Annotated in this window: 19 protein-coding genes and 1 riboswitch; of the genes, 11 read left to right on the top strand and 8 right to left on the bottom strand. The window is 65.6% G+C overall.

Annotation, left to right across the window (positions count from 1 at the left end; all coding sequences use genetic code 11):
- Positions 1-120: 120 nt before the first annotated feature.
- On the bottom strand, positions 121-1,221 hold the full coding sequence (gene ribB / locus SriyCCGPB3_RS02955) for a 3,4-dihydroxy-2-butanone-4-phosphate synthase (protein ID WP_110711035.1): 1,101 nt from the start codon (positions 1,219-1,221) through the stop codon (positions 121-123).
- A complete protein-coding gene (locus tag SriyCCGPB3_RS02950) occupies positions 1,218-1,820 on the bottom strand; it encodes a riboflavin synthase (protein WP_040008930.1) in 603 nt (200 codons plus the stop codon). Before SriyCCGPB3_RS02950 ends, ribB begins: the two co-directional genes overlap by 4 nt.
- 74 nt (positions 1,821-1,894) lie before the next feature.
- Positions 1,895-2,040, bottom strand: a riboswitch (FMN riboswitch).
- A gap of 307 nt (positions 2,041-2,347) precedes the next feature.
- Here SriyCCGPB3_RS02950 and SriyCCGPB3_RS02945 point away from each other — a divergent pair.
- The 9 genes from SriyCCGPB3_RS02945 (at position 2,348) to SriyCCGPB3_RS02905 (ending at position 8,626) form a co-directional block, all read left to right on the top strand.
- Entirely contained in the window at positions 2,348-2,968 is a 621-nt protein-coding gene (locus tag SriyCCGPB3_RS02945; protein WP_110711034.1) for a hypothetical protein, read from the top strand.
- Positions 2,969-3,223: 255 nt separating this feature from the next.
- A complete protein-coding gene (locus SriyCCGPB3_RS02940; RefSeq protein WP_324187339.1) occupies positions 3,224-3,703 on the top strand; it encodes a PAAR domain-containing protein in 480 nt (159 codons plus the stop codon).
- Positions 3,700-4,206 carry a DUF4123 domain-containing protein gene (locus tag SriyCCGPB3_RS02935; protein ID WP_248859202.1) on the top strand — a complete coding sequence of 169 codons (507 nt, stop codon included), beginning with the start codon at positions 3,700-3,702 and terminating at the stop codon, positions 4,204-4,206. Before SriyCCGPB3_RS02940 ends, SriyCCGPB3_RS02935 begins: the two co-directional genes overlap by 4 nt.
- A 10-nt stretch (positions 4,207-4,216) precedes the next feature.
- A complete protein-coding gene (locus SriyCCGPB3_RS02930) occupies positions 4,217-4,534 on the top strand; it encodes a hypothetical protein (protein WP_239506176.1) in 318 nt (105 codons plus the stop codon).
- Between the two features lie 12 nt (positions 4,535-4,546).
- Complete coding sequence (locus SriyCCGPB3_RS02925; protein WP_248859193.1) at positions 4,547-5,305, top strand: Tox-REase-5 domain-containing protein; 759 nt, start codon at positions 4,547-4,549, stop codon at positions 5,303-5,305.
- Positions 5,302-6,063 carry an Imm52 family immunity protein gene (locus tag SriyCCGPB3_RS02920; protein ID WP_180855245.1) on the top strand — a complete coding sequence of 254 codons (762 nt, stop codon included), beginning with the start codon at positions 5,302-5,304 and terminating at the stop codon, positions 6,061-6,063. The genes SriyCCGPB3_RS02925 and SriyCCGPB3_RS02920 overlap by 4 nt, the downstream gene beginning before the upstream one ends.
- A gap of 148 nt (positions 6,064-6,211) precedes the next feature.
- Positions 6,212-7,096 carry a hypothetical protein gene (locus SriyCCGPB3_RS02915; protein WP_350259859.1) on the top strand — a complete coding sequence of 295 codons (885 nt, stop codon included), beginning with the start codon at positions 6,212-6,214 and terminating at the stop codon, positions 7,094-7,096.
- 128 nt (positions 7,097-7,224) lie between these two features.
- The gene (locus tag SriyCCGPB3_RS02910) at positions 7,225-8,136 is read left to right on the top strand and encodes a hypothetical protein (protein ID WP_110711028.1); all 912 of its coding nucleotides are present in this window, start codon (positions 7,225-7,227) and stop codon (positions 8,134-8,136) included.
- Positions 8,137-8,191: 55 nt separating this feature from the next.
- A complete protein-coding gene (locus SriyCCGPB3_RS02905) occupies positions 8,192-8,626 on the top strand; it encodes a hypothetical protein (protein WP_350259858.1) in 435 nt (144 codons plus the stop codon).
- 35 nt (positions 8,627-8,661) lie between these two features.
- On the opposite strand, the gene ribD is transcribed toward SriyCCGPB3_RS02905, so the two are convergent.
- From ribD to SriyCCGPB3_RS02875, 6 genes are all read right to left on the bottom strand, one after another.
- On the bottom strand, positions 8,662-9,747 hold the full coding sequence (gene ribD / locus SriyCCGPB3_RS02900) for a bifunctional diaminohydroxyphosphoribosylaminopyrimidine deaminase/5-amino-6-(5-phosphoribosylamino)uracil reductase RibD (RefSeq protein ID WP_350259857.1): 1,086 nt from the start codon (positions 9,745-9,747) through the stop codon (positions 8,662-8,664).
- Between the two features lie 131 nt (positions 9,748-9,878).
- Positions 9,879-10,400 (bottom strand): transcriptional regulator NrdR, encoded by a 522-nt coding sequence (gene nrdR, locus SriyCCGPB3_RS02895; protein ID WP_004143350.1) that lies wholly within the window; start codon positions 10,398-10,400, stop codon positions 9,879-9,881.
- A 149-nt stretch (positions 10,401-10,549) separates the two neighbouring features.
- On the bottom strand, positions 10,550-10,999 hold the full coding sequence (locus SriyCCGPB3_RS02890; protein WP_350259856.1) for a hypothetical protein: 450 nt from the start codon (positions 10,997-10,999) through the stop codon (positions 10,550-10,552).
- Between the two features lie 27 nt (positions 11,000-11,026).
- Positions 11,027-11,446 (bottom strand): hypothetical protein, encoded by a 420-nt coding sequence (locus SriyCCGPB3_RS02885; protein WP_153856276.1) that lies wholly within the window; start codon positions 11,444-11,446, stop codon positions 11,027-11,029.
- A 124-nt stretch (positions 11,447-11,570) separates the two neighbouring features.
- Positions 11,571-12,824, bottom strand: a complete 1,254-nt coding sequence (glyA, locus tag SriyCCGPB3_RS02880; RefSeq protein WP_010481990.1) for a serine hydroxymethyltransferase — start codon at positions 12,822-12,824, stop codon at positions 11,571-11,573.
- A gap of 188 nt (positions 12,825-13,012) precedes the next feature.
- Entirely contained in the window at positions 13,013-13,486 is a 474-nt protein-coding gene (locus tag SriyCCGPB3_RS02875; RefSeq protein WP_110711025.1) for an RcnB family protein, read from the bottom strand.
- Between the two features lie 253 nt (positions 13,487-13,739).
- On the opposite strand from SriyCCGPB3_RS02875, the gene ettA reads away from it, so the two are divergent.
- Complete coding sequence (ettA, locus tag SriyCCGPB3_RS02870; RefSeq protein WP_014035954.1) at positions 13,740-15,404, top strand: energy-dependent translational throttle protein EttA; 1,665 nt, start codon at positions 13,740-13,742, stop codon at positions 15,402-15,404.
- A gap of 100 nt (positions 15,405-15,504) precedes the next feature.
- Entirely contained in the window at positions 15,505-16,821 is a 1,317-nt protein-coding gene (locus SriyCCGPB3_RS02865) for an NCS2 family permease (RefSeq protein WP_005408048.1), read from the top strand.
- Positions 16,822-16,886: the final 65 nt, after the last annotated feature.

The raw sequence follows: 16,886 nt of genomic DNA, 5'->3' as shown, positions 1-16,886 counted from the left end.
CGGCGGCCGGGGGCGTGCCGACCCATGGTCGGCACCCACCGTTGGCGGAGGTGTGGTAGTGCCGGCCGCTGGCCGGCAATCCCGGGGATGCGGTTGCCGGCCAGCGGCCGGCACTACCCATTACAGGGTCACCGTCTCCACCACTTCCAGGCCGTACCCGGCCAGGCCGATCTGGCGGCGCGGGGTGCCCAGCACGCGCAGCTTGCCCAGGCCCAGGTCGGACAGGATCTGCGCACCGGCACCGTTGCGGCGCCACTGGCCCACGTCCTTGTCCTTGCCCGGCACCACCGGCGCCGGCTGCTGGCGCAGGCGGGCCAGCAGGGCTTCGCCATCGCGCGGGGCCGACAGCACCACCATTACGCCCGCGCCTTCGGCATCGATGGCACGCAGGGCATCGGTGGCGGCCACGCCGAAGTCGTCACGGCGCCAGTGCAGCAGGTCGGCCAGCGGGTTTTCCACCTGCACGCGGACCAGGGTCGGCGTTTCCGCGTCCGGGGTGCCACGGACCAGCGCGAAGTGCAGGTCGTGGGCGATGCGATCGCGGTAAGTGACCAGCTTGAACGGGCCGAATTCGGTGTCGATCTCGCGCTCGTCCACGCGCTCGACGGTCTTTTCGGTGGCCAGGCGGTAGGCGATCAGGTCGGCGATGGAGCCCATCTTCAGGCCGTGCTCGCGGGCGAACACTTCCAGCTCCGGGCGGCGCGCCATGCTGCCATCCGGGTTCAGGATCTCCACCAGCACGCCGGCCGGTTCCAGCCCGGCCAGCATGGCCATGTCCACGGCCGCCTCGGTGTGGCCGGCGCGGGTCAGCACGCCGCCCGGCTGGGCGATCAGCGGGAAGATGTGGCCCGGCTGGTGCAGGTCCGACGGCTTGGCGTTGGGCTTCACCGCGGTGCGGATGGTATGGGCGCGGTCATGCGCCGAGATGCCGGTGGTGACGCCCTCGGCGGCCTCGATGCTGACCGTGAAATTGGTCTGGAACTGCGCGGTATTGGCCTGCACCATCGGCGCCAGGCCGAGATCGGCGGCGCGGGTGCGGGTCAGCGGCAGGCACACCAGGCCACGGCCATGGGTGACCATGAAGTTGATGTCGCTGGCCTTGACCAGCTCGGCGGCCATGATCAGGTCGCCTTCGTTCTCGCGGTCCTCGTCATCGACGATAACGACCATGCGACCCAGGCGGATGTCTTCCAGGATTTCCGGAATGGGGGCGAAATTCATGCGCGTGCTCCTTCGCCCAGCAGGCGTTCGACGTAACGGGCGACCAGGTCGATTTCAAGATTGACCGCACTGCCCACGCCCGAGGCGGAGAAGGCGGTGTTGGCCACCGTGTGCGGGATCAGGGCGACTTCGAAGCCTTCGTCGTCCACTTCGTTGACGGTGAGGCTGACGCCGTCCACGCAGATCGAGCCCTTCTTGGCGATGTAGCGGCGCAGCGAGGCCGGCGCGGCGAAACGCCAGCGCTGGGCACGCGCGTCTTCGTGGATGGACAGCACCTGGCCGAGGCCGTCGACGTGGCCGCTGACCAGATGGCCGCCGAGGCGGTCGGTCGGGCGCATGGCGCGCTCCAGGTTGATGACCGCGCCCTCGTCCAGCTGGCCCAGCGTGGTCAGGCCCAGGGTCTCGGTGGAGGCATCGGCCTGGAAGCTGCTGGCGTCGAATGCGATGACGGTGAGGCAGACGCCGTTGATGGCAATGCTCTCGCCCATCTGCACGTTGTCGAACGGCAGATTCCCGACATTGAAGGTGAAGCGGACATCGCCGCCGATGGATTCGCGTGCGGCCAGACGGCCGACGCCTTCGATGATTCCAGTAAACAAGAAACGTTCTCCGCGAAAAGTGAGCGAAAAACGCCGCAAGGCAAACAGGCGCACGCAGGGCATGAGCCCTGTGGCACCGTCTTCTTTCATCCGGACTATGACCGTCGGCTCCGGCATTGGACCGGATCTGCTGACCCCCGGCCATGGGCCGGGGCGCTCGCGGGCTCGTGCTTGCGCACCTACCGCCGGTGGGGAATTGCACCCCGCCCTGAAGACGTTTGTGTACCGGCGAACCGGCGTGGCTAGTGTACCAGCCCGGGCTGAACGGGGTGGATGACCGGGGTCGGATCCCTTTCCGCAGGAAAGGGCTCTGACCCCATGGACCGGTGGCACAGCAGCGCAGGGGTCAGAGCCGTTTCCCGATGGGAAACGGATCCGACCCCCTACCCCGGCCTGCCCCAACCTGTGACGGTCGTCGCTCGCAATTTGTAAAACTTTCATTAAAATTCTGCCCCGGACGACATGAGGTCGCCACGGGCAGCCCACTGGGCAGGCCCGCCAAAGGACTGAAATTCACAGGAATTCCCATGCGCAAGATCCTGATCGTGGCCGCCCTGCTGGCCGCCGCCCCGTTCACGGCTTCGGCTGAAGCCCTGAGCTACACCTACGTTGAAGGCGGCTGGACGCAGGTCAAGGTTGACGACAACGCACTGGACGACCCCAAGGTCGACGGCGGCTACCTGCGTGGCTCGGTGGCCATCGCCGAACAGGTCTATGTGTTCGGTGGCTGGTCGCGCACCAGCAAGACCAATCACTACGGCAATGATTCGCTGAAGCTGGAACTGAACCAGCCGGAGCTCGGCATCGGCTACCACATGCCGTGGACCGACCGCCTGGACTTCACCGCCGATGCCGCGTGGGTGCGCCAGAACGCCGAAGCCACCGTCCGTTTCGACGGCCTGCGTTTCAGCCAGAAGGATCACACCAATCTGGGCCGCGTCACCATGGGCATCCGCGGCAAGCCGTCGGCCATGACCGAAGCCTGGGCCAAGGCCGGCTACATGGATGGCGGCAACCACTTCAAGGGCACCTGGGTGGGCACCGTCGGCGGCCAGATCAACTTCACCCGGACCTGGGGCCTGGTGGGCGAGATCTCCGGCTACCGCGACGTCACCCAGTACTCGGCCGGCGTCCGCGCCAGCTTCTGATCCAACGATCGCTCCTCGTCGTGCGATCGAACGGGCCCCGCAAGGGGCCCGTTTTTTTGTCCCTACAGCAGCGCGCTGCACTGTGGCGGAGTACGTGTCGTTTTCTGCAACCCGGCACGCTCACTGCGCCGGGTGGCTTTAGGACGAGTACGAAAGGCAATCCGGTCCGCCACGACGGGCATTTGCGAAAGACGTCAATGATCCCGGCGGGTTAGCGACGTTGGCAGCACCGTTGAGGCCACCCACGCAAACCGTATGCGACATCACGGCGAATCGATGACCTTGTCTGATGCCCGCATGGCCCGGCATGTTCGGCCCAGGCAAGGTAACCCGCATCGCGTCATGAAAAGACATTGGATCGTCGTAGGCGACACAACCCACAGCAACGGGCGCGTCATCACAGGATCGCCGTATACCGATATCGAGGGCAAAGCGGTCGCACGCGAAGGCGACCGGGCGAGCTGCCCACTGCACCAGGGCATCTTTCTGATCGTGCAGGGTGAACCTACCCTGCTCATCGACGGACATCCCGTTGCACTGCACGGGCACCACCTCGCCTGTGGCTGCCAGCTGATCTCGACCCAGCAGCGATTGGTGTTTGTCACCGATGCCACTGCCGATGATGAACATCCCCAGAGGGAGCCTGCCCAGGCATCTGCTTCCAGACCCCCGGTCTGCCTGGAATGCTTGCGGGCTGCGGCCGCCAGTGCTGCCCCACTGCTGGCGCGCGCATGATCGGCCACTACGCCTATGCGCTGCTGGACTGTGCGCCGGATGAAGATCGCGAAGCAGCGCTGCATCACCATGCGACGCACAGCGCACTGATGCATCGCTCACTGTTCGCAGGACAACCCGAAGGAAACCTCCTGCACGCGTCACCGTATCTGCTCGAACTGCCGCGGGGTGCCATTGAACAGCCCATGCATCATTGGTTGCGGCAGCTCGGCCACCAGCCTGCGGGAACCACCTGTCTGCTCTCGGACGTACCGTTCGAGGAGGTGTTCCTCCATCTGCATGCACAGCTCGACATCGCCCTTCCCGATGGATCACTCGCGCTGATGCGCTACTACGATCCACGCGCATGGCTGCGCTACCGCGACGTACTGACGATGCAACAACTGCGGCAGCTCTTCGGGCCGATCAACTTGTGGCAGATCACCGTGGGCGGTCAGACATGGGGGCTGACCCGCAGCGAACTGGAGCAGCAGGAGGTAGACGATGCTGACATTGAGCACTGAGCAGTACGCGATGCTCCGTCTGCCCGACGCGGCTACATTCTGCAGCCCGCTCGCTGACGAGACACGTAGCGGATTTCCCGGCGAAACCGCGCATCTGAACGATGCAGCGCTCCTGCAGGCAGTGCGTACAAGCTACCGCCATGCAGTGACCTCACTGCACATCACCCATCTGCCCACGATAGTGCGCTGGGTGAAGGCCGACGTGGCCTGGGCACCTGGACTGCGCGATCACGCGCTGACCGTGGCGTGGTTCCGGCGGACCACCCACGCCAACGCAACGGCCGCCGATCTGCTGGCACTGCTCGCCTCGCGCTTTCTGTCCGACTGAAAGGAGCTGACCATGGGTGCCATTCCACTACCTCTACCGCTGCCACCGGTGACGATTCCGGGTGGCTGGGACCCTACACAGGATGTTCCCGGGCACGCGCCTGGCGGAATCCCGGGAGACACGGCCGGTGGCCCTACGCTTGGCCAGATCTGGCGCGGCATCAAGGAAGCCGCAGGCGTCGGCGCCGATTCCAAGGTTGAACCGCGCGTGGAAGCCAGCGAAACAGACTGCGCGCAGACCAGTAACCAGAACGACTGCAATGCCTGCAAGCTGGCGCGGGGCTTCCTGGTGCCCGCCAACTACACGATTCCGTTCAAACAGTACCGCAACTTCGACTACCAGCTGCGCATTGCCAATCACCTGGCGGGCCCGGAAGTGTTCGCCTACACCTATGGCGGCACCGGACTGGACCGCGCTCGCCTGAGACTGACGGCCGGCAAGGGCAAAAACGAGATCACCGTTACCGAGTGGAACCACGGCGGCATCCGCTTTGATGGCTTCTGGCGGAGCCGATGCACGGTGGTGGAAGCGAAGGGGCACTACAAGCAGTTTTTCTCCGCAATTGGAAATCTCCACCCTTGGGCTGCACTTGGCGGCAGGCGTCCGTCGATCCTAGACAGCTGGGCGAAGCAGTTCAAAGCACACCTGTGCCACGTTGCAGCGCTGGGCAGACCCGCAAAGCTCGAATGGCACTTCCTTGAAGTCGAGTGCTTCATGGCAGCCCAGCAAATTCTTGCCAGCCACTCCATTCATCTCAGGCATACGCCATGACGATCATGTACAGATGCAAGATCCACTGCACTATCCCTGAGAGAATCGTTGATGCCTCTACCGTCTATCGCGATCTGGAGCCGCTACTTCAAGCGCTACTGGAGGTGAGTGCGCTGTTCAATGGCTGGGTGGAGCACTCGCGCGGGAAGGGCCCGATCCCATTCACCGACAGAACAAGGTTCATCGAGATGCTTGCGTTCAACGCACGGCAGGACGGTGATGAGTACCCCACAGCTCCCTCTGCTGCGGGCGCAGGCGCAAACCTGACCACAGCGAGGACGCATAGGGAATGGAAGGCGACAGGATGCACCTCGATCAATTACTGGCCTTGGTTTGGCCAGTTGACGATGGAAATCGATGCACCGATCGAAGCATTCGGTGAATCCGAGGCGTCCGTCATCGTCCGCAGGTGCATTGCCGCGATAGCTCAAACAGTCGACGTCGAATTCGTCTCAACGGATGCCGTTGGACCGAAGCCTGAAGGCAAGGGCTACCAGACCTACTACCTCAACCACAGGCTGTTCCCTCACCGCCGTTGGCTGGGCTGGATGGGCTTCGTCCCTGTGCTGGTGCCGCACAGGTTCATTCCGGAGGCGGCCAAGATGGAAGTGGTGAAAGGCAGAGGTACGATCATCGTGGCCGTGGACGAACCGTTCGACCTGCACAATCCCGACCACATCAAGCGCGCGCATCAGGTGGAACTGCGCATGGCCAATGCGGGGCTGCTGGATGTCACCGACACGTCGCTGCTTGAGTGAGACGGCGGCAGTAGGGGTGCCTGGCATTTCCGGCGATCCCCTTAAGAATGAGCGGACTCCATTCGCTTCTGCCAAGCCCGGATGGATGCGTACTGACTGCACGCAAAGTGCGCTAGGCTTGCCCGCCTCTGGAACAGGAACCCACGTCATGAAGACCCCCCTCCGTACCCTTCTGGGCAGTGCCCTGCTGTGCGCACCGCTGTTCGCCAGCGCTGCACCAGCCCAACTGACGCCCGAGCAGGCTTTCGATCTGTACGCACGCGTGCTGCTGGAAGACGACGCGGCCGCCACGCGCACGCTCAACGACGCACTGAAGCCGGCATTCGAAGGCCAGGACGCTGTGAGCCCGAACCCGGGTGCGCTGGCCAAGGCATTGGCCGAACCCTGGCAGACCGTGCTGGCCAGCACCGGCGCCAAGGTCGACGCTGCGACCACCGAAGCGCTGTATGCCAAGGCGCTGCGTGATTCGAAGTGCCGCGCGACCAAGAGCGTGATCGAAGACAACGAATACGTTGAAGACCAGAAGCTGGCGCGCATCAGCTTCAGCTGCCAGGTGCCCGACCTCGGCAAGGTTCGCCCGCTGTTCGCCGCCAGCCTGGCCGCCGATGCCAGCCCGGCCTCGCGCAAGCAGTTCACCGATGCCTATACCCAGGCGCTGCAGAGTGGCGCGCGCGCGCCGGTCAGCGGCACCTTCACCCTGTACCCGGCCAAGGACAACGGCTACTGGTACAGCGGCAACTTCGATGACCTGGTGGGCACCGTGGCCGGCGCGCTGGCACCGTTCGAAGACTGGATGCAGGACGCGCAGGCGGCCAACGCGCCGAAGGTGACCGGCGTACCGGGCTGCGACCTGCTGCTGCAGCAGCATCGCGCCTGCGTGGCGAAGATCGCACCGGACCAGATCAGCGGCGTGGACGCCATGGCCGAGGAACTGAAGGCCAAGGCCCAGGTGCAGTCGGCCGATGAGATGACGCAGGAGTGCAAGGCACTGCGCCCGATCGCGGAGATGATGTGGACCGACGAGTGCGCGTGAGAACGTAGGAACTGAACGCTACGGAATCAGCGATGTCCGGCGGAACCCAGACCGCACGTTCGGACTAGTTGCATGGACAGGCCACGGGGCGGGGAGCATTCTCTCCGCCCCGTCTGGATGGAATCACCATGCACCGTCTTCTTTTCTACCTGCTGGCCTTGGGTATGCACCTGCCTTCGGTAACTGCCCGCGCCAGGACACCGGAAGACGTCGTTTCCCACCATCTTCAGGCAATACAGGAACGCAACGACCTCGCACTGCGGATGCTTGTCCAGCAGCGCATGGCCGGCCAAACGGGTGCAACCGATGTGCCCGTCGATGCTCCGCCAATGGCGGTGTTGCTGGCGACCTGGACGAGAAACATCGAGCGTCATGCCGATCCGATCGATGGCGTGGATTTACCGCATCTTGCCTGGGCGCTGCAGGTTCTGGCCAACACCCGGTGCCAGCCGCACCGAAGCGAGGAATGGTACAGCCTGACCGGAGGCATGCAGGTTGCCGACGTGCACTTTACCTGCCGCGTGGGCGATGTCGAGCGTCTTCGGTATCTGTCCGAGGCCACGGTCTTCGATGGCGGTGAGCAAAGCGAGCAGCGCTTCTGGGGAGCCTACATCGCGACGTTGCGCGACGGCCCCTTCCACGAGATCGGTGGCACCACGCGCGTGGTATCGACCACTCAGGAGCCCGATTGGCACAGCGAAGAATCGAAACATCCGAACGATGATTTCTCACACGCCCGCGTCGAAACTGACGTCTATGAAGCCCTGATCGAAGCGCTCATCGCGCATCCGCGGGGCCTGTATCGCACCGGTACCTATGACGCCCTTGCGCAGATGACCGGCATCATGGAGTGCGACGATCTTGTGCAGCGGCATCGTCGCTGCATGGCGCGCATTGCGCCGCAGGAACTCAAGGGAGTGAGTGAACTGGCCAGTACCCTGAGCAAGCAACGACAGCAGATTCCCGAGGCGGAGCTGCTGCAGCAATGCGTGGCCTTCCGCCCAAGAATGCAGGCACTTTGGACCCCTGAGTGCCGGTAGGCTGTGGCCACCTGCACGCACTTTCAGAACCGTTGCATGGCCCTGTGCGGCCCGCATGGTCAATGCTGTTGCCCTCTTCCATCGGGGCAACCGCATGAAACACCGCACGACGTCGACCATGGTCATGTTGCTGACGCTGCTGGCGCTTGTGGCGTGCGGGCAAGCCAAAGCTCCCAAGTCCAGGATTACGACCTTCTCGGTCATCCCAGCGGTTGCCTTCGAGTCAACCCTGCTGAGCGACAGGCAGCTGGATGCGTGGATGAGCGAAGACGACGACTGTCACGCGTTCCTGATGTACCACGATCAGTGTGCCGTGCTGGTATTGCCGCATGAGTACGACGACGGGTTTACCCGTCACCAGTTGCGATTGAAGGCGAAGAACCTGCCGGGCGAGGCACTGGGCGCGTACTGCCGCAAGCTGCATGCGCTGTGGAAGCAGCAGTGGAAGGGCCAGTGCCCCATCGGCGAAGAAGACGACGAGGATGCCTGACGGCAAGGGCGTCGCCCCTGCTTCGCGTCATTCCCTCAAGGGCGCAGCAGCAGCCTGATGTCCTCACCGACCTGACGCTGGTCCACCACACGCAGGCGGCGCTGCTGGTCCATGGCATCGATGCCGAGGCCGGCCAGCAGCGGGCGACCGGTATCGCCCAGCAGCGTGGGCGCCTGATACAGCAGCAGTTCGTCCACCCAGCCGCCGTGCAGCAAGGCACCGGCCAGCGTCGCGCCGGCTTCGGTATGCACTTCGTTGATGCCGCGCTCGGCCAGCAGTGCCAGCACCGCGCCAAGATCGAGACGGCCGTCAACACTGGGCACGCTGGCGAATTCGGCATCGGCCGCATCCGGTGCACTCACCGCTGCATCGTGCAGGTACAGCGTCGGTGCCCCGCCCTCGCGCACGCGCCTGCATTCGAGCGAGCGCAGGCGCGCATCGAGTACCACGCGCAACGGCGGCATCACTTCGGTGTCCGCCAGGCGCACGGTCAGCATCGGGTCGTCGGCAAGCACCGTATCTGCGCCGGTCAGGATCGCGCCTGCGCGGGCGCGCCAGTGCTGCACGTCCTCGCGCGCAGCCGGCCCGGTGATCCACTTGGAACTGCCATCGGCCATCGCGGTGCGACCGTCGAGGCTGGCTGCCAGCTTCACCCGCAACCACGGTCGGTTGCGCTCCACACGCGACAGGAAGCCCTTGTTGAGCTCACGCGCCTGCACCGCCATCAGCCCTTCAGCGACTTCGATGCCGGCATTGCGCAGCAGATCGAAGCCACCACCATCGACCTTCGGGAACGGATCGCGCATCGCGGCAACGACGCGCGACACACCCGCTTCGATCAAGGCCAGCGCACACGGCGGTGTGCGCCCGTAGTGCGCGCACGGTTCCAGGGTGACGTAGGCGGTGGCACCGCGCGCCTCGCTTCCGGCCTCGCGCAGCGCGAACACTTCGGCGTGCGGTCCACCGGCACGCTGGTGCCAGCCCTGCCCGACCACGCGTTCGCCGTGGGCGATCACGCAGCCGACCATCGGGTTGGGGCGGGTGGTGTAGGCGGCACGCTCGGCCAGACGCAGTGCGTTGGCGATGTGCAGGTGGTCGAGAACGGAGAACGGGGCGGTCATGCGGCCATGGTAGCGCCGTTGGTGGCGGTGTAGATCCACGCCATGCGTGGATGGGCGCCACTGTGCCAACCAAGGTTGGCACCCACCGGAGCAGATATCTGTGCCAACCAAGGTTGGCACCTACCAGAGCTTCAGCCCTTCTTCTTCTTGGTCAGGGCGATCACGTCGCCCAGCAGCTGCAGCTGTTCGGTACTGGACGGCAGGTCACGCTCCAGCTTCTCGATCTCCTCGCGGAAATCGGCGACGTCCTCGAAGCTGCGGTAGACCGACGCGAAGCGCACGTAGCCGACATGGTCAAGCTTGCGCAGTTCGTTCATGACGAACTCGCCGACCTTGATCGAGGGCACTTCGCGCTCGCCGCTGATGCGCAGCTGGTGGACCACGGCGCGTACCGCCGCTTCGATCTTGTCTTCAGCCACTGCACGCTTCTGCAGCGCGCGGTCAAAGCCGGCGCGGACCTTGCGCTGGTCGAATGCTTCACGAGTGCCATCGCTCTTGACGATGGCAGGCAGTTTCAACTCCACCGTTTCCATGGTGCTGAAGCGCTCGCCACAGGCTTCGCATTCACGCCGACGACGGATCGTCGCGCCGTCTTCGGAGACGCGCGAGTCGATGACCCGGGTATCGGCATGTTGGCAGAAGGGGCAGTGCATGGAACGCCTGGCTCAGGAAAGTACCTATTGCCACGGTCATGGCAGCGTCGCAAAGGTACCTGAGAAAGGGCCCCGCAGCAAATGCTGTCTGCGCGGAAGTGCCTGCATTTCGGCCGAACAGAGCCTCCAGCGCGGTCAGCGCTGCGCGTTCAACCGGGTGCCGGCGGCGCCGAGGCCGCGCGCGCCCAACGCAGCCACGCCAGATGCCCTGCCATCACCAGCAGCGGCGGGCCGAACCCGAGGAAGGCCAGGGTCGAGATCTCCCCGCGCTTGAAGGTGAAGTACAGCGTGGCGGCGACCACGCCCAGCGCGGCCAGGCCTCCCAGCGCCAGGCCGACCCAGGCGACAACCGGCGATTGGCGCAGGCCGGCAACACCGCGCCACAGGAACAGGCCGCTCAGCCACAACCACGACAGCAGGCCGATGATCCCGGCCGACGACCACAACAGCAGGATCCTGTGCTCGTCGCCCGTCAGGTACTTGCCATCCCATACGACCATCAGACCCAGCACGGCACCCGTGCCTCCGGCGGCCACCGTGGGCAGGCCCACCAACAGGCCGGCAATGGCCATCCAGCGTTTGTGCAGACGCTCATCCATGCGTTCGGTTTCCTTCCCTGGGCCGCATCATGCGCGGCGTTTGATCCACACCAGCATCGCAGCCGGCACCAGCATCGACGGGCCCAACAGCAACAAGCCGATGCCTTCACCGTGCACGGCGATGCCCCACCACAGCGCCAGCCCCAGCGGCGGCAGGGCGGCGAGACCGCCCGCCAGCAGCATCCACCACCAGAGGCGGTGCACGTGCAGCCCGGCACGCCCCTGCAGCAGAAAACCCGCGCTGAGCCACAACCAGGCCAGGCAGCCGGCAATGCCGGCCAGGCCCCACAGCGGCATCACCGTCACCGAGGCCAGGGTGCCATGGCCGAACTGGCCCAGCCCCATCAGCAGCAGCATCGTCGCCGCCGCGCCGCCCATCGCCAGGCTGGGCAGGCCGAACAGCACCGCCAGCGCGGTGTACAGGTACTTGAGGTGGCGCTCATCCATGCGCGGTTGCTCCGATACCGGGGTCAGAGCCCTTCCCTGCGGGAAGGGATCCGACCCCTGCTTCGATCCGGGCTTCGGGGTCGGATCCCTTTCCGTCAGGAAAGGGCTCTGCCCCCTGCTGCGATCAGCCGTAGACCGGGTACTTGCGGCACTGCGCGCTGACGGCATCACGCACGCGGGCGATGACGGCGTCATCGTTCGGTGCGTCGAGCACGTCGGCGATCCAGTTGGCCAGATCCACGCAGTCCTGTTCGACGTAACCACGGGTAGTCACCGCCGGGGTGCCCAGGCGCAGGCCCGAGGTCACGAACGGCGAACGCGGGTCGTTCGGCACCGAGTTCTTGTTGACGGTGATGTGAGCCTTGCCCAGCGCGGCTTCCGCGTCCTTGCCGGACACGTCCTTGCCGATCATGTCGACCAGCATCAGGTGGTTCTGGGTGCCGCCGGAGACGATCTTGTAGCCGCGCGCGATCAGCGTGTTGGCCATCGCCTGGGCGTTCTTCACCACCTGCTGCTGGTAGGCCTTGAAGCCCGGTTCCAGCGCTTCCTTGAAGGCCACGGCCTTGCCGGCGATGACGTGCATCAGCGGACCGCCCTGGATGCCCGGGAACACGATCGACTGCAGCTTCTTGACCAGGTCTTCGTCGGCGCCCTTGGCGACGATGATGCCGCCGCGCGGGCCGCGCAGGGTCTTATGGGTGGTGGAAGTGACCACGTGCGCGTGTTCCAGCGGGCTCGGGTAGACGCCTGCGGCGACCAGGCCGGCGACGTGGGCCATGTCGACGAACAGGTAGGCACCGACCTTGTCGGCGATGGCGCGGAAGCGCGCCCAGTCGATCACCTGCGAGTAGGCCGAGAAGCCGGCCACGACCATCTTCGGCTTGTGCTCCAGGGCCAGGCGCTCGACTTCGTCGTAATCGATCAGGCCCTGGTCGTTCACACCGTACTGCACGGCGTTGAACAGCTTGCCCGAGGCATTGACCTTGGCACCGTGGGTGAGGTGGCCGCCGTGGGCCAGGCTCATGCCGAGGATGGTGTCACCCGGCTGCAGCAGGGCGAAGTACACGGCCTGGTTGGCCTGCGAGCCGCTGTGCGGCTGCACGTTGGCGTAGTCGGCGCCGAACAGCTGCTTGAGGCGGTCGATCGCCAGCTGCTCGGCGATGTCCACGTATTCGCAGCCACCGTAGTAGCGCTTGCCCGGGTAGCCTTCGGCGTACTTGTTGGTCAGCTGGCTGCCCTGGGCTTCCATCACCGCCGGGCTGGTGTAGTTCTCGCTGGCGATCAGCTCGACGTGGTCTTCCTGGCGCTGGGTTTCAGCGGCGATGGCCTTGGCCAGTTCGGGATCGTAGGATTCGATGCGGACGTCACGCGGGAACATCGGGTACTCCAGCAGGCAGGGAAAAGGGGTACGGCTCAGCCCCCGATTGTAGCCCCGCACCGGGTCTGCCGGGGCCGAAACGGACGGGGCCGGCATCCCCGAAGGAATCCGGCCCCGTATGGTTTCGAGTGGCGTTGCGGGGGCAGAGCCCTTTGCGCTGCAAAGGGATCCGACCCCGACTGCGATCCTCAGCGGCTGCTGAGCACGTACTGGGCGATCACACCGGTGGCGATGGCAACCAGCAGCATGTTGCCGCGGTCATCGCGGATCCACTGGTGGCCATAGGGCGGGCGGCGCAGGTGGTAGCGCGGGTAGTCGTTCACCACGTAGACCGGGCCACGGTAGTAGTCGCGGTAGCGATGGCCGACCTTCCAGCCGTAGCCCGGGCCATAGGCCGGGCGGTACACCACACGCGGCGGTGCCGGGCGGTAATAGCGGTCATGGTCGCGGTGCCACTCGCGGCGATCCTGGCGGTAGTCGCGCCGGGCCTCGCGGCGGTCGCGCTCCCAGTCACGGCGATCCTGGCGCCACTCGCGGCGGTCCTCGCGCCACTCGCGGCGATCATGGTCGCGGCGATGGTCGTTGTCGGCGAAGGCCGGGGCCACGGCGCCGAGCGCCAGCACAGAGGCCACGGCGCCGGCCATTACTCGATTGATGCGCATGTCAGACCTCTGCATGGGTGGGTGGTGAACCCATATTGCGCACCCGATCTGAACCGTTTCCGGCTGGAAACGCTTCCCGCTGCAGGACTGTGACGAGGTATTCAGGCCGCGGCCAGCCCGGCAGCCCCTTCCAGGCGCGGCCCGGAACCGGTTCCGGCTATAATTGGCGGTATTCCATTTCAGTCTGTGCCCGCTGCCGCAACGGGATGTTCCCGTGACGGGTCGGGTGCAGGGCCGCGCCTACGGAGACCGCATGTCCTCGCAATACATCTACACCATGAACCGCGTGTCCAAGGTGGTCCCGCCCAAGCGGCAGATCATCAAGGACATCTCGCTGTCCTTCTTCCCGGGCGCGAAGATCGGCCTGCTGGGCCTGAACGGCGCCGGCAAGTCCACCGTGCTGAAGATCATGGCCGGCGTGGACACCGATTTCGAGGGCGAAGCCCGCCCGCAGCCGGGCATCAAGGTCGGCTACCTGGCGCAGGAACCGGAGCTGGACCCGACCAAGACCGTGCGTGAAGCGGTCGAGGAAGGCGTGGGCGAAGTGCTGCAGGCCCAGGCCGCGCTGGACGCGGTGTACCTGGCCTACGCCGAGGAAGGCGCCGACTTCGACGCGCTGGCCAAGGAGCAGGAACGCCTGGAGGCGATCCTGGCCGCTGGCGACGCGCACACCCTGGAAAACCAGCTGGACGTGGCCGCCGATGCGCTGCGCCTGCCGCCGTGGGATGCCATCGTCGGCAAGCTGTCTGGTGGTGAGAAGCGCCGCGTGGCGCTGTGCCGCCTGCTGCTGCAGAAGCCGGACATGCTGCTGCTCGACGAACCGACCAACCACCTCGACGCCGAGTCAGTGGAATGGCTGGAACAGTTCCTGGCGCGCTACACCGGCACCGTGGTGGCGGTCACCCATGATCGCTACTTCCTGGACAACGCCGCCGAGTGGATCCTGGAACTGGACCGCGGCCGCGGCATTCCGTGGAAGGGCAACTACACCGACTGGCTGACCCAGAAGGATGAGCGCCTGAAGCAGGAAGACAACCAGGAAAAGGCTCGCCAGAAGGCGATCCAGAAGGAACTGGAGTGGTCGCGCCAGAACGCCAAGGGCGGCCGCACCAAGGGCAAGGCCCGTCTGGCCCGCCTGGAAGAGCTGCAGTCGGTCGATTACCAGAAGCGCAACGAGACCAATGAAATCTTCATCCCGCCGGGCGAGCGCCTGGGCAATGCGGTGATGGAGTTCAAGAACGTCTCCAAGAAGTTCGGCGACCGCCTGCTGTTCGACAACCTGAACTTCCTGGTGCCGGCCGGCGCCATCGTCGGCATCATCGGCCCGAACGGTGCCGGTAAGTCGACCCTGTTCAAGATGATCACCGGCCAGGAAAAGCCGGACACCGGCGAGATCGTGGTCGGCCCGACCGTGAAGCTGTCCTACGTGGACCAGAGCCGCGACGCGCTGGAAGGCAACCACAACGTCTTCCAGGAAATCGCTGGCGGCCTGGACATCCTCAACATCAACGGCATCGAGATCCAGTCGCGCGCCTACATCGGCCGCTTCAACTTCAAGGGCCAGGACCAGCAGAAGATGGTCGGTTCGCTGTCCGGTGGTGAGCGTGGCCGCCTGCACATGGCCAAGACCCTGCTGCAGGGCGGCAACGTGCTGCTGCTCGACGAACCGTCCAACGACCTGGACATCGAAACCCTGCGTGCGCTGGAAGATGCGCTGCTGGAGTTCCCGGGCAACACCTTCGTCATTTCGCATGACCGCTGGTTCCTGGATCGCATCGCGACCCACATCCTGGCGTTCGAAGGCGACTCGCACGTGGAGTTCTTCCAGGGCAACTACCGCGAGTACGAAGAAGACAAGCGCCGCCGCATGGGCGACGACGCCGCGCCGAAGCGCCTGCGCTTCAAGGCGCTGAAGTAAGGCAACAGGAAAGGCCGCGCTCGCGCGGCCTTTCTCCTTTTGCAATGTGTACCGACCATGCATGCCGGCCAGCGGCCGGCATCTACCCATGAGCGACCCCATGTCCCTGTTCGAGCGCCTGTTCCAGCTGCAGCAGCACGGCACCACCGTGCGCACCGAGCTGCTGGCCGGTGTCACCACCTTCCTGACGATGTCCTACATCGTCTTCGTCAATCCCGAGATTCTAGGCACCACCGGCATGGATGCGGGCGCGGTGTTCGTGGCCACCTGCCTGGCTGCTGCACTGGGTTCGGCGGTGATGGCGCTGGCCGCCAACTTCCCGGTCGGCATGGCGCCCGGCATGGGCCTGAACGCGTTCTTCGCCTTCACCGTGGTCGGCGCTGCCGGCCTGCCGTGGCAGCAGGCACTGGGCGCGGTGTTCATCTCCGGCCTGGTGTTCCTGGTGCTGTCGCTGACTGGCGTGCGTGCATGGCTGGTGTCGGGCATTCCTTCGTCGCTGCGCTCGGCCATCGTGGCCGGCATCGGCCTGTTCCTGGCGATCATCGCGCTGCAGAAGTCCGGCGTGATCGTCGGCAATGAAGACACGCTGGTGGCGCTGGGCCCGTTGAACACCGCGCCGCCGCTGCTGGCGCTGGCGGGTTTCCTGCTGATCGCGGTGCTGGAAGCGCGCCGCATCCGCGGTGCGATCCTGATCGGCATCCTGGCGGTAACCGGCGCCGGCTGGGCACTGGGCGACGTGCAGTACCAGGGCCTGGTCTCGCTGCCGCCGAGCCTGGCACCGACCTTCCTGCAGCTGGACCTGCCGGGCCTGCTGCACCACGACGGCGGCGCGCCGATCGCGGTGCTGCTGCAGGTGGTGCTGGTGTTCGTGCTGGTGGAAGTGTTCGATGCCACCGGCACCCTGTACGGCGTGGTCGGTCGCGCCGGCCTGCTGAAGCTGCCGGGTGCGCAGAAGCGTTTCGGCCGCGCCCTGCTGGCCGACAGCACCGCGATCGTGGCGGGTTCGATGCTGGGCACCAGCAGCACCACCGCCTTCGCTGAAAGCGCCTCGGGCGTGCAGGTGGGCGGCCGTACCGGCCTGACCGCGCTGGTGGTGTCGGCGCTGTTCCTGGCCGCGCTGCTGTTCTCGCCATTGGCGGCGATGGTGCCCAGCTATGCCACCGCACCGGCGCTGCTGTTCGTGGCCGGCCTGATGCTGCGCGAACTGGTGGAAGTGGACTGGAGCGACCTGACCGAATCGGTGCCGGCGGCACTGTGTGCGCTGGCGATGCCGTTCACCTACTCGATTGCCAACGGCCTGGCGTTTGGCTTCATCGCGTATGCGGCGCTGAAGGCTGGTACCGGCCGCTGGCGCGAAGTGCATCCGGCGGTGTGGCTGGTGGCGGTGCTGTTCACCCTGCGCTACGCGTTGGAATAAGCGGTAGGTGATGCCGGCCAGCGGCCGGCACTACCGGACGCGGGGTTCACCTGCTGCGCACGGTG

The sequence above is a fragment of the Stenotrophomonas riyadhensis genome (assembly GCF_040256885.1).
GTDB classification, from domain to species: Bacteria; Pseudomonadota; Gammaproteobacteria; order Xanthomonadales; family Xanthomonadaceae; genus Stenotrophomonas; species Stenotrophomonas riyadhensis.
The sequence above is the reverse complement of the archived record's forward strand: the minus strand, read 5'-3'. Positions and strand labels throughout refer to the sequence as shown.

Bases quoted from the DNA above. Each gene is read 5' to 3' on its own strand.
- ribB (WP_110711035.1), bottom strand. From the start codon at position 1,221: ATGAATTTCGCCCCCATTCCGGAAATCCTGGAAGACATCCGCCTGGGT.
- SriyCCGPB3_RS02945 (WP_110711034.1), top strand. From the start codon at position 2,348: ATGCGCAAGATCCTGATCGTGGCCGCCCTGCTGGCCGCCGCCCCGTTC.
- SriyCCGPB3_RS02940 (WP_324187339.1), top strand. From the start codon at position 3,224: ATGCGACATCACGGCGAATCGATGACCTTGTCTGATGCCCGCATGGCC.
- SriyCCGPB3_RS02935 (WP_248859202.1), top strand. From the start codon at position 3,700: ATGATCGGCCACTACGCCTATGCGCTGCTGGACTGTGCGCCGGATGAA.
- SriyCCGPB3_RS02930 (WP_239506176.1), top strand. From the start codon at position 4,217: ATGCTCCGTCTGCCCGACGCGGCTACATTCTGCAGCCCGCTCGCTGAC.
- SriyCCGPB3_RS02925 (WP_248859193.1), top strand. From the start codon at position 4,547: ATGGGTGCCATTCCACTACCTCTACCGCTGCCACCGGTGACGATTCCG.
- SriyCCGPB3_RS02920 (WP_180855245.1), top strand. From the start codon at position 5,302: ATGACGATCATGTACAGATGCAAGATCCACTGCACTATCCCTGAGAGA.
- SriyCCGPB3_RS02915 (WP_350259859.1), top strand. From the start codon at position 6,212: ATGAAGACCCCCCTCCGTACCCTTCTGGGCAGTGCCCTGCTGTGCGCA.
- SriyCCGPB3_RS02910 (WP_110711028.1), top strand. From the start codon at position 7,225: ATGCACCGTCTTCTTTTCTACCTGCTGGCCTTGGGTATGCACCTGCCT.
- SriyCCGPB3_RS02905 (WP_350259858.1), top strand. From the start codon at position 8,192: ATGGTCAATGCTGTTGCCCTCTTCCATCGGGGCAACCGCATGAAACAC.
- ribD (WP_350259857.1), bottom strand. From the start codon at position 9,747: ATGACCGCCCCGTTCTCCGTTCTCGACCACCTGCACATCGCCAACGCA.
- nrdR (WP_004143350.1), bottom strand. From the start codon at position 10,400: ATGCACTGCCCCTTCTGCCAACATGCCGATACCCGGGTCATCGACTCG.
- SriyCCGPB3_RS02890 (WP_350259856.1), bottom strand. From the start codon at position 10,999: ATGGATGAGCGTCTGCACAAACGCTGGATGGCCATTGCCGGCCTGTTG.
- SriyCCGPB3_RS02885 (WP_153856276.1), bottom strand. From the start codon at position 11,446: ATGGATGAGCGCCACCTCAAGTACCTGTACACCGCGCTGGCGGTGCTG.
- glyA (WP_010481990.1), bottom strand. From the start codon at position 12,824: ATGTTCCCGCGTGACGTCCGCATCGAATCCTACGATCCCGAACTGGCC.
- SriyCCGPB3_RS02875 (WP_110711025.1), bottom strand. From the start codon at position 13,486: ATGCGCATCAATCGAGTAATGGCCGGCGCCGTGGCCTCTGTGCTGGCG.
- ettA (WP_014035954.1), top strand. From the start codon at position 13,740: ATGTCCTCGCAATACATCTACACCATGAACCGCGTGTCCAAGGTGGTC.
- SriyCCGPB3_RS02865 (WP_005408048.1), top strand. From the start codon at position 15,505: ATGTCCCTGTTCGAGCGCCTGTTCCAGCTGCAGCAGCACGGCACCACC.